The sequence below is a fragment of the Candidatus Cryptobacteroides sp. genome, assembly GCF_056207615.1.
In genome coordinates this window covers 1-10,862 of record NZ_JBAEER010000158.1, presented here as the reverse complement: position 1 = coordinate 10,862, position 10,862 = coordinate 1, and the positions used below count along the sequence as shown (strand labels likewise).

The following is a 10,862-nucleotide window of genomic DNA, read 5'->3' as shown; positions in this document are numbered from 1 at the left end:
CATAACTTTGCAACTAATGGGAGCATCAGGATTCATAGCAGGAAAAATCAGTACCAAGGGCCGTCTGGCAATGGTATGTGTTGCTGTGAGTTTCCTCGTGATGATAATAGCCGTAGCCGTCAGCTCCGGATTCAGGACTGAGATCCGCAATGGCATCAGCGATATCAGCGGTGACGTGCAGCTTATTCCCATCAATCAGGACTACATCAGTGAGACCACCAGCATAGGCAGGAATCCGGATTATCTCCCACACATCGAGAAGCTTCCCCAGGTCCAGTCCGTCAATCCCGTCATCTATCGCGCTGGCCTGATCCGACATGAGGAAAACATCCACGGCGTGCTCTTCAAGGGCGTAGAGAACCCCGCAGATACGGGAAGTCTCGCCGTCAGCATCCCTCGTCGTCTATCGACCATGCTCGGATTGGAGGTCGGAGATGACATGACCACCTATTTCATCGCAGACAGGGTCAAGGCCAGGAAGTTCCATGTGGCCTCGCTCTATGACGGTCTCGTGGACAGCCAGGACAAGCTGGTGGTGATAGCTTCAATGGAAGACCTCCAAAGGCTCAACGGATGGGCGGAGGACGAAATCACCGCGTTCGAGATCAAGGTCCATCCTGCCCTAAGGACCAAGAGGATGCTCTCCGAGATCGAGCAGGAGATAGGGTTTATATCCTCAAGCTACCTGTCGGAGGACGATGATACGGTCTATGCAAGTTCCTCAATCTCTTCCTATCCTCAGATGTTCGACTGGCTTGACCTCATAGATTTCAACGTCGTGTTCATCCTCATTCTGATGACCATAGTGGCTGGGTTCAACATGATCTCAGGCCTCCTGATAATGCTCTTCGAGAACATCTCGACCATAGGACTTCTGAAGGCCCTCGGAATGAAGGACAAGGACATCAGCAAGGTCTTTCTCATCAGCTCGTCCAAGATCGTGCTCAAGGGAATGCTTGCAGGTAACCTGCTCGCGATTCTTTTCTGTGTGATCCAGTCTGCGACTCATCTTCTCAAGCTTCCTCCGCAGAACTATTTCGTTTCCTTCGTCCCAGTTCACCTGAACATAGGAGTGGTTCTCGCTGCTGACGTGATCTCATACGCAGCAATCATGGCGCTGTTGCTCGTGCCGACCCTCTTCATCTCTAAGGTCGATCCTGCTGATACCGTAAGGGTCAATTGATTTACTTGGAACTTGGACAGATAGTGCAGAAGGCGTCGTAGACGTTCTTCACGTCATCTATGTATGCGATGGTCTCGACTCCGCTGAAATGTCCGTACTGGACGACGTCAGTTGTGTCCAGCAGCTCGGTGTCGCTCATGAATGGAATGACTGACTTGACGTCTTCCCACACATAGCTGCTCTTGCCCATGCTTGCCGCAAGGCGGCGGCAGTCCGCTATTCTGCCGACACCGGCATTGTACGCTGCCAGAGTGAACTTCTCCTTTTCTTCCAAAGTGAATTCCTCGGCGGAGAAGTACCTGTCCTGGATTATCTTGATGTTCGCCGTACCTGCCTTGATGTTCTGTTCGGGATCCAGCAGGTTATGGATTCCGTAGGCTGCGGCAGTGCTAGGCCGTACCTGCATAAGGCCCACGGCACCACGGAATGAGACATTGTTGATCGTGAACTTCGATTCCTTGTAGATCAGGGCGGCGAGCATTCTCCAGTCCCATCCGAGTTCCTTTGCGTACTTCTTGATGATGGTGTCGTACGGGCTCAGGTGCTTGGATGTGATTCCTGTCTCAGCCCTTCTGAAAGGGTCATATCCTACCTTGAACATCTTCTCCATCTCCTCGTACTGGCCTGATGAAACGATCTGGAAAAGACGCCTGTTGATTTCGCCTAGTGCCGTGTATCGGTCATCTGCCACGGCAAGGGCATGGACTCCGTCGTAGCTCCAGGAGAAATCCACTCCTTCAAAGTCCAGAGAATCTCTTCCGGTTCGCAGGGCCACTATGTCGAAGACTCCCTTTCTGAGCGAATCTGCATAGTCGGTAGAGTCATTGATCATGACTATCTCTATCTCGCAACCCTCCGCCTCGGCGAAGTCCTGGAGTATCTCATAGTTGAGTCCGTATTTGAGCGATTCCTGGAGACTGCTGCCAAGAGCGATGGCGCAGCGCAGGTGTTCTCCCTTGTAGCTGTGGCCGTCTTCCTCCATGTCGTCCATGTTCCTGCAGCATGGATGGCATATCGCGAGCATCAGCAAAGTGCATAACGCGGTCTTTAGGGGAAACGCCAGCTTCATGTTTGTTATCTGTTGGTGAGTCTTGCCATTCCTCCTGGTCCGCTGCCACCTCGATTACCGCCACCTCGGTTTCCTCCGCCAGCATTTCCGCCACCGTGATTGCTGCCTGAACCGGTAGTTCCTGAACCGTGGTCATGTGAGTGGCCTGAACCCGGATGAACGTAGAATGGCCAGTAGATACCGAACTTGAAGGCTCGCACAGGCTTGATATAATGGTGGGCGCTGAAATAGTCAGTCTTGTCGAAAGGTTGGCCCATGTTCACGTTCACCACCTTGAGGAACACGCAGGCATTCTTCCACTGCACGTTCACGAATGCGTCGATGTAAGGGCAATTTCCGTATTCTGCCTCGTCCTGGTTGTAGAACACTCCCAGCACAGGGTTGTAACCCGGCGTATGCCATTTAGTCGTGAAGAATGCGTTCGCTCCGATCTGCATCTGCATCACGTCTTTCACCACGTCGAACTGGAGGTAATATCTGAGGTTGAGCGAGAGCAGAGGGAGAGGGACCACGTCAGGCTTCGAAGAGAACTGAAGGAGCGCGCTGTTGTCCAGGTGGAGAATCCTCCACAGACTGAAATCCTTGCGGAGCGTAGCCGTGATTATGCTCATCAGCTCAGTGTTCTGATTGACGATGGCCTTGTTGTCGTAGTAGATGTTGTTGGTGAGCATGGCATAGCCGAAGCCCGCCTCAAGCTTCCATCTCGGAATCTCGAGACCTGCCTGAACCTTGGTCGTGGAGATCTTCCTGAAGTCGTTGTCCCAGAAGAAATGGTTGGTATGCACATGCTGCTCGTAGAACGCAGGCTCCTTGAGCGAGGTCTCGAAATGTGCATTGAGGTTCAGCGGACTGTCCTTGTGCCTGCGGAAAGGATAGAAGTTCAGGTCGAGGTTCGCACCTACGCTGAAATCGTTGAGCTCATGACCGAGGAAGGTGTACTGTCCATCTGCGTCCCAATGGATGTACTTGCGGAACTGTCCCTGGACTCCGGCGTAAGCATATACATTGTTGTGGAGGACATTGCTCTTACCTCCGAGGTAGCTGTCCGGATTGAAGTCGTAGAACTGGTTGAGCTTATCTCCGATTCCGACGTCGATCTTCGAGACGATTCCGTCGGCCTTCCACGGCTGGAGACGCATGTAGACCTTATTGTCAAGACGCATTACCCTCATCGAGTCCGCGCTCGTCGTAGGATGCAGGAAATAATGTTCATAGAACTCCCTTCCATGGGTATCGTTCATTCCGATTTCGTCACCATAGGTCCTCCTGAACATGCTCAGTTCGGAGCTGTGACCGAAGAAGGCGCTGGTCACGTCCTTGTACATGGTGTCGATAGGATTGATCTGCTCAGCCTCCCATTCGAGATATTCTGCGATTTCAAGGCTGTCTCCGTAGGTCATCAGGCTGTCCTTGTATATCTTCTCAGCCTTGCGCTCCTTCCTTCCTGCGAGGAAGCTGAAAGGAATCCTATAGCTCTGGTCGAGGAAGAAGGTGTGCTTCTTCATCAGGCTGCTGGCCTTGGTCAGGTATACGTCGATTTCCCTGACGTCGGTGACCGTGGTATCCTTGATCCAGTTGAAGTCTCCCACCTGGTCCACTGCACCGCCGTTCTCGTTCCTGCCGACCTTGTTGTAGATGTAGCCGGCATGCATGAGATACCTCTTGCCCACGTAGTTGGTCGAAACCACTGCCGTACGGTTGTCAGTTGCCTCGTTCTGGAGGAGACCCTTGCCACCGTAGCGATGGTACTCGAGGTGGAGGTTGAGGTTAGGAGTGATGTTCTGGGTGGTTCTTACCCTGATGTTGGATTCCTCCTTCTTTGCGTTGGTGAAGAGCGTTCCCCAGTAGCAGAGCTCGGTGAAAGGAGTCTTAGTGTTGTACTGCGGGAGGGTCGAAGGAGAGTATGAGTAAACCTGGTAAGGCGAGTAGAACGGAACGTTGTCCTCTTCGTGACGCTTGAAGAAGTTGTTGTTCTGTACTGCCGAACCGGATATTCCGAGATAGGTGACCTCCACGTCCTCCTTGTAGAACGGGTAGTCGTAGAAGTTGTAGTTGTACGAAGTGTCGACCTTCTGGAGCTTCACCTCATTGACTGCAGGGACATGGGTCCACAGGAGCAATCTCTTGTACTGGAGCGAGTCGGGGACCACATACGTGTCGAGGATACGAGGTGTCGCTTCCTTGACGCTGTCCTTGTATGCCTTGATGCTGTCCTTCCTGTTCAGTATGCTGTCTATCCTGTGGATCTTGCCCGGAAGAGCCTTCTCTGCATCGTATCTCTTACGCTCCTGGCGTGAGAGGCTGTTGTAGTATACCATCTCCTTCCAGAGGGCTACCTCGGTGGAGTCCTTGAAATAGAGCGAGTCGAGCTTGGCGAGCTCTATCGAATCAGGAATTGCACGCAGCGAGTCCCTGGTGTGACGCAGGGTCGCGGTGTCCTTGATGGCGATGTAGTACTTGTACTTGAACGGATCCTTGAATTCGAGGCTGTCTGGGATGCGGATGGTGTCGGCCGGGTTGAATACAGGCTCGGCATAGATAGTTTCCAGACTGTCCAGACGCGCAAGGGTGCTCGAGTCGAGATAGTCGTATCCGAAGCTGTCGATCTGTGCCCTGACCGAATCGATATAGAATCTGTCCCTGGACATCCTCAGGCTGTCTGCCCTCAGCATCGTGATCGAGTCCTCGTGACTGAGAGCCGGCCTTTCGAGAGGCTTGAACTCGAGGCTGTCGGGTTCCTGGACTGAAGCTTCCGCTGTCAGGAAGGACTGCAGGCGCAAAGCCCTGCCGGCGTCCACTCCGAAGGACTGGACGGCAGCGGCTGCGACCAGGACGGCCGGTGCAAGTATCCTACTGACCCAAGCTTTCATTTATTCCACGATGATTCCTTCAGCCTTCATTTCCTCAAGAGCCTTGAGGTGATCGGCTTCATTTACGTATGCGAGACAGTCTGCGAGCAGATGTACGGTGTACCCTGCCTTGAGAAGGTCCTCACAGGTGTTTCTCACGCAATACTCGGTTGCGATTCCGCACACATAGACATTCTTGGTGTCCATGAGCTCGAGTATCTCCCCGAGAGACTGGCCGGCTTCGTTAACTCCGTCATATCCGGAGTACTGCTCGACTGCCTTGTCGCAGCCCTTGTCGAAGGTGAGGTCCTCGTCCACGAAACCAGTGAGGGCTTCATGGATCTCCGCTCCACGTGTGCCCTGGACGCAGTGAGGCGGCCAGATTCCGCCGAACTCCTTGAATGAGGAGTGGTCTGCCGGATGGTGGTCACGGATGAAGAGCACAGGACAGGTGTCGAGAATCTCGACGTCCTTGTCACCCTCGCATGAGGTCCCTTCGATGAACTTGACGGTATTGGCTACAGCGCTCTCTGCGTTGAGGCAGGCGAGGCTGCCGTCGATGAAGTCGTAGAGCATGTCGACGACTACGATTGCCGGATCTCTTTTCATATCCTAGAGACTGAAGTTGTTAATTTCCTTCACGAGATGGCTCATGATCTCGTTCTTCTTGTTGTAGAGGTCGTCTGAGATGTCCACCTTGTAGTAGTGAGGGTTGATCAGACGTCTCTCGCTAGGGCTGAGCTTGCTGAGGTTATCCTTGTAGTAGAGCCTCTTCTCCTCGAGGCTGTGGTAAGGAACGCAGCGCTTTCCGTTCTCCATGACCTTGACCTGGAGAGCCTTTGCCGTATACTCTCCCTTTGCGAAGGTCTTGTACTTGTAGCGGTCGAACTCGTCGCATACGGTGATTTCCTCACCGGCTTCGATGGCCTGGGTGAGCCTGTCGCCTCTGAGACAGGTGACGTCGGTCTTGAAGATCTCACCCTCCTTCTCGTAGTGCTTGCTGAGACGGTATGTGATCTGGAAACCAGGGTTGATGGTCTTGATCCTGTCCTCGGACATCTTCATCACGGCCTGGCCGTCGATCTCTACGAGCTTGTATACGTTGCCGAAGCATGGTGCCGCCTTGCTGGTGGCGATGGCGTCACCCACTCCGTATGAGTCTATCCTTGCACCCTGACGCTCGAGGTCTGTGATGAGGTACTCGTCGAGGGAGTTCGTCGCGAAGATCTTGCATCCGCCGAGACCGTTCTCGTCGAGTATCCTTCTGACTTCGATCGAGAGGTAGGCGAGGTCACCGCTGTCCAGACGCACGCCGTAGCCCTTCGCATAGCTGTCGTCGATGCCGTTGGCCTTGAATGCGCGGATGGCGTTGAGCACGCCGCACTTCAGCGTGTCATAGGTGTCGATGAGCATGATCAGAGGCTCGCCCTGGTGGGTCTTGATGTATGTGTCGAAGGCAGTGAACTCACCCTGTACGGTGCATCCGAACGATGTCACGTAGCTGTGGGCCATGGTTCCAGTGCTTCCGCAGTCGAAGATCGAACCGGTGAGGATGTTCGAGGTGTTCGCGCAGCCGGCGATGATTGCGGCCTTGGCACCATAGATCGCAGCCCAAGGTCCATGGGCACGGCGCGATCCGAACTCGCTGACAGGATGGTTGGTAGCGCGGCATACGCGGGACGCCTTGGTGGCCACGGCCATCTGGTGGTTCATGATGCAGAGCATCGGTGTCTCGAGCACCTGCGCCTCGATGAGCGGTGCCTCGACGATGATGATAGGCTGGTTAGGGAACACGATCTCACCCTCGCGCATCGCATAGATGTTTCCGGTGAACTTCATGTTCGAGAGATATTCCCTGAACTCAGCATACTCAGGACCTGGAAGGAACTTCTCGAAGAAGGCGGGCTCCTTGCCTCCGAGGCTCTCGACCATCTCGAGTACCTCGTCGGTACCAGATACCACAGCCCAGTTGTTGTTCTCCGGAGCTTTCCTGTAGAAGAGGTTGAAGATGGACATCTTGTCCTTCTTGCCTGAGTCATAGAATGACTTTCCCATCGTATACTGGTACTTGTCAGAGCAATATGCTATATCTTTCAACATCATGATTGTCGGTTTAAAACTCACAAATATAGCGATTTTCCTTAAAAGGACTTAAATTTGTCGGCATGGAAGAACTCTTCAGAGCGAAATTCGGACAAAGTCCGGAGAAAATTGAACCACTCACTGCTGCCGGTAGCAACAGACGCTACTGGCGACTCTCTGCTGCCGGTGTTTCGGCAGTAGGCGTGAAGGGTACCGACGCGGCGGAAAACCGTGCTTTCATCGCTTTTGCAAAGCATTTCAAGACCAAGGGAATCAATGTCCCGGAGGTGTTTGGAGTCAGCGGTGACGGACTGAGCTACCTTCAGGAAGATCTTGGCGACAAGAGCCTTTTCTCCTGCCTGGCGGACAGGGATATGGTCAAGAGGGCAGTTGCCGCGCTCCCCGCCATCCAGGTAAAGGGAGCAGAGGGGCTTGACTTCGATGTGTGCTATCCGGTCAAGGAATTCGACAGCCGCTCCGTGATGTTCGACCTGAACTATTTCAAGTATTGCTTCCTCAAGCTCTGCGGAATAGAATTCGACGAGATGCTCCTCCAGGACGATCTCGAGATGCTCTGCGCAGACCTCCTCAAGGTTCCTTCGGACAGCTTCATGTACCGTGACTTCCAGTCGAGGAATGTCATGGTACGAGATTCCCAGCCTTGGTTCATCGACTTCCAGGGCGGTAGGAAAGGACCTCTCCAGTACGATCTGGCGTCCTTCGTGTGGCAGGCCAAGGCGGCCTTTCCGGACGATTTCAAGGAGGAACTAGTCGCGACCTATATCGAAGCCCTGAAGTCAATCATGCCTATAGATGAGGGCGCGTTCCGCGAGAATCTCCGCCTCTTCGTGTTCTTCAGGACACTTCAGGTCCTTGGCGCCTATGGCTTCCGCGGACTCCACGAGAAGAAACCTCATTTCATCGAGAGCATTCCTTTCGCGATGAAGAATCTCTCCGATATTCTGGACACCATCCCTGCAGGAAAGTATCCTTACCTTGTCAGCGTTCTCAGACGTCTGGTTGAAAGCCGTCGGGCGGAGAAGCCTGTCGCACGCATTCCGGAGGGCCTTGCCGAAGGCATGCTCGCGATAGACGTGATGAGTTTCTCATACAAGAAAGGCATTCCTGACGACATCTCCGGGAATGGCGGCGGATATGTGTTCGACTGCCGTGGAATGCATAATCCCGGACGCTATGAGGAGTACAAACACCTGACCGGACTGGATCAGCCGGTAATCGATTTCCTCGAGGCAAATGGCGAGGTTCAGCAGTTCATAGGCGATGTGTGCGCAGTCGTGGACAGACACGCGGACTGCTTCCTCGTGAGAGGATTCAACCATCTCTCCGTGTTCTTCGGATGCACCGGCGGACAGCACCGCTCCGTCTATTGCGCCGAGCATGTCGCTGCCCATTTCAAGGAGAAATATGGAGAGCGCGTCATAGTGAGACTAGTGCACCGGGAAAGAGGGATAGAGAGGGTTCTATGAAGGCTATGATATTTGCGGCCGGCCTCGGGACCAGGCTCAAGCCGCTCACCGACACCATGCCCAAGGCCATGGTCCCGGTATCCGGGAAACCGCTCCTGCGCCATGTTCTCGACAGGCTCTCTGCGGCAGGATATGACGACATCACGGTAAACGTCCACCACTTCGCGTCCCAGATCGTTGACCATATCGCTGCGAATGAAGGCGTCAGCAACCAGCCCGGAAAGGGAATCCATATTTCCGATGAGACCGCGCTTCTTCTCGATACCGGCGGCGGTATATTGCATGCCCGCAGATATCTTGAAGGCTCGGGCCATTTCCTCGTCCACAATGTCGACATCCTATCCAATCTGGATCTGAAGGCCTTCGAGGCCTCAGTCAGGGAGGATTCGCTCGCAACCCTCGTCGTGAGCGAGAGGCAGACCAGCCGCTACCTTCTCTTCGACGATCAGATGCGGCTCGTGGGATGGACCAACGTCAAGACGGGGGAGGTGAAGAGTCCGTTCAAGGATCTTGATCCCGACGCATGCAGGAAGCTCGCGTTCTCCGGCATCCACTGCATGTCCGACCAGGTATTCGACCTGATGGAAAAGAGAAAAGCCCATGACGGAGTGTTTCCGATCATGGACTTCTATCTCGAAGCTGCTGCGGACCACGTCATCCGCGGCTATGTTCCAGACGACCTTAGGATGGTCGATGTCGGCAAATCAGATACTCTCGCCGTTGCGGAGAGCTTTCTCGTCGATCTGTCCAAGTAGCTTCACGCAGAGGACGATCGCAATCACGAATGCCACATACACGACTGCGTAATGCCAGTTGTTGCTGAATACATCCATGAAGCTTTCTGCGTCTTCGAATCCTGGGACGCGTGAAAGAAGTGCGCTCATGGTGTTGTTCACGCAGTGCATGAGCATGGTGAGCTTGAGCGAACCGGTCTTGTAGTACACCCATCCGAAGAGGCATCCGAGGGCGAAGGCCGGGATACCCTGCCATGGGTTCAGGTGGATCAGTGCGAAGAAAAGGGCAGAAAGGGCTATTGCGTACGCCGGTTTCATCCTGCACAGCAGGCCCCTGAGCACGGTGCCTCTACAGAGCCATTCCTCGAAGAAAGGTGCAAATACTGAGACGCTGAGAAGAGTTACCCAGAGCGGGGCGTCGAGCAGGCTTTCAAGGGCTTTCTTCAGGAATTCAGGCATCTCCGGGAGGAGGAATACCGATGGCTCCACGATGAAGGCGCATGCTATGGTAGCCAGCGAAACTGTCGCCGCTGCCTTCGCGAAACCGAGAGGGTAGAAGTTGTCATTGTCCAGGTCCATCCCGTCGGGGAAGAACTTTCCGCTGCGGCTTGCCTTGTAGTTGTAGAGCATGGCCGGGATGAACATCAGCGGGTAGACGATGAGATTGCCGTACGATGCGAGGAAATCCTGGCCGTAGACTATACCGAGGATCGCACCGAGTATATTTGCGATAAGTGCTCCGGCAACGAACCAGAGCACTATCCAGAAAAGTCTTCTTCCTATGCTTACCATAGGCTATTTCTCGTAGAGTGGAGTAGGATAGACACCCTTGTCGGCGAATTCCTGGAACTTGGCAACGACGCCTGGACGATCCTCCTTGAAGGTCACTCCGAACCACCTTGACGGGGTGGAGAGCACGTCACAACGGCCCTTGCCCTGCTTTACCATGGTATCCACCACGTATGGGATATAGTATTCCTTCTTGAGCTCCTGGCTGTTCTCCTCAAGGAACTTCACGAAGAGATCCTCGCTGAACTGGAAGTAGTCAGGGGTGAAACCCCACATGTTCATCGAGCAGAGGTCCTTGCCCTTGAGCTCAACGTGTTCGCCGGTCGCAGAGTTGTCGCCGCGAACGACGCCGTCAGCCTCTACCATGATGTTGTGGTGCTCCACGACGTCGGTGAGGTGCTGCTCTGCGTCATACGAGCAGATTCCGCGAGATACTCCGCCTGACTCGGAGAGGGTGTTCTCGAGCTGGAAGCCGACGATGCTGTATACGCCCTTGCTGTCCTCGTGTGCCTTGAGCCACTCGCCGAGGATCTTGAAAGAGTCCTTGCCATAGTAGTCGTCACCGTTGATGACTGCGAAAGGCTCCTTGATGACGTCCTTTGCCATAAGCACGGCGTGTGCGGTTCCCCATGGCTTCTGGCGCTCTGGGTTGAGGGTGAACTGTGAAGG

At 54.1% G+C, this 10,862-nt stretch carries 9 protein-coding genes; 3 read left to right on the top strand and 6 right to left on the bottom strand.

From position 1 onward, the window contains the following. Window positions 1-16 precede the first annotated feature (16 nt). The gene (locus tag AC06ND_RS08955; protein WP_475678639.1) at window positions 17-1,183 is read left to right on the top strand and encodes an ABC transporter permease; all 1,167 of its coding nucleotides are present in this window, start codon (window positions 17-19) and stop codon (window positions 1,181-1,183) included. Between the two features lies 1 nt (window position 1,184). On the opposite strand, the gene AC06ND_RS08950 is transcribed toward AC06ND_RS08955, so the two are convergent. Genes AC06ND_RS08950 through AC06ND_RS08935 form a run of 4 tightly spaced genes read right to left on the bottom strand, consistent with a single transcriptional unit; the run spans window position 1,185 to window position 7,204 of the window. Next, a complete protein-coding gene (locus AC06ND_RS08950) occupies window positions 1,185-2,252 on the bottom strand; it encodes a transglycosylase SLT domain-containing protein (protein ID WP_475678638.1) in 1,068 nt (355 codons plus the stop codon). 5 nt (window positions 2,253-2,257) lie between these two features. Then, window positions 2,258-5,122 carry a putative porin gene (locus AC06ND_RS08945; RefSeq protein ID WP_475678637.1) on the bottom strand — a complete coding sequence of 955 codons (2,865 nt, stop codon included), beginning with the start codon at window positions 5,120-5,122 and terminating at the stop codon, window positions 2,258-2,260. Beyond that, on the bottom strand, window positions 5,123-5,710 hold the full coding sequence (locus tag AC06ND_RS08940; protein WP_475678636.1) for a cysteine hydrolase family protein: 588 nt from the start codon (window positions 5,708-5,710) through the stop codon (window positions 5,123-5,125). 3 nt (window positions 5,711-5,713) lie between these two features. Then, entirely contained in the window at window positions 5,714-7,204 is a 1,491-nt protein-coding gene (locus tag AC06ND_RS08935) for a nicotinate phosphoribosyltransferase (protein ID WP_475678635.1), read from the bottom strand. A gap of 62 nt (window positions 7,205-7,266) precedes the next feature. On the opposite strand from AC06ND_RS08935, the gene AC06ND_RS08930 reads away from it, so the two are divergent. Together AC06ND_RS08930 and AC06ND_RS08925 are read left to right on the top strand one after the other, a co-directional pair. Beyond that, window positions 7,267-8,670: a RapZ C-terminal domain-containing protein gene (locus AC06ND_RS08930; RefSeq protein WP_475678634.1), complete on the top strand. Its 1,404-nt coding sequence runs from the start codon at window positions 7,267-7,269 to the stop codon at window positions 8,668-8,670. After that, window positions 8,667-9,425, top strand: coding sequence for a nucleotidyltransferase family protein (locus AC06ND_RS08925; protein ID WP_475678633.1), 759 nt, complete (start codon window positions 8,667-8,669; stop codon window positions 9,423-9,425). Before AC06ND_RS08930 ends, AC06ND_RS08925 begins: the two co-directional genes overlap by 4 nt. Here AC06ND_RS08925 and AC06ND_RS08920 read toward each other — a convergent pair. Together AC06ND_RS08920 and AC06ND_RS08915 are read right to left on the bottom strand one after the other, a co-directional pair. Then, the gene (locus AC06ND_RS08920; RefSeq protein WP_475678632.1) at window positions 9,375-10,196 is read right to left on the bottom strand and encodes a lysostaphin resistance A-like protein; all 822 of its coding nucleotides are present in this window, start codon (window positions 10,194-10,196) and stop codon (window positions 9,375-9,377) included. The genes AC06ND_RS08925 and AC06ND_RS08920 overlap by 51 nt on opposite strands. A 3-nt stretch (window positions 10,197-10,199) precedes the next feature. Beyond that, the coding region (locus AC06ND_RS08915; protein WP_475678631.1) for a glycosyltransferase family protein at window positions 10,200-10,862 on the bottom strand (663 nt) is incomplete at its 5' end.

What these genes read in the sequence shown, in the direction of transcription:
- AC06ND_RS08955 (WP_475678639.1), top strand. Translation starts at nt 17, where the DNA reads ATGGGAGCATCAGGATTCATAGCAGGAAAAATCAGTACCAAGGGCCGT.
- AC06ND_RS08950 (WP_475678638.1), bottom strand. Translation starts at nt 2,252, where the DNA reads ATGAAGCTGGCGTTTCCCCTAAAGACCGCGTTATGCACTTTGCTGATG.
- AC06ND_RS08945 (WP_475678637.1), bottom strand. Translation starts at nt 5,122, where the DNA reads ATGAAAGCTTGGGTCAGTAGGATACTTGCACCGGCCGTCCTGGTCGCA.
- AC06ND_RS08940 (WP_475678636.1), bottom strand. Translation starts at nt 5,710, where the DNA reads ATGAAAAGAGATCCGGCAATCGTAGTCGTCGACATGCTCTACGACTTC.
- AC06ND_RS08935 (WP_475678635.1), bottom strand. Translation starts at nt 7,204, where the DNA reads ATGATGTTGAAAGATATAGCATATTGCTCTGACAAGTACCAGTATACG.
- AC06ND_RS08930 (WP_475678634.1), top strand. Translation starts at nt 7,267, where the DNA reads ATGGAAGAACTCTTCAGAGCGAAATTCGGACAAAGTCCGGAGAAAATT.
- AC06ND_RS08925 (WP_475678633.1), top strand. Translation starts at nt 8,667, where the DNA reads ATGAAGGCTATGATATTTGCGGCCGGCCTCGGGACCAGGCTCAAGCCG.
- AC06ND_RS08920 (WP_475678632.1), bottom strand. Translation starts at nt 10,196, where the DNA reads ATGGTAAGCATAGGAAGAAGACTTTTCTGGATAGTGCTCTGGTTCGTT.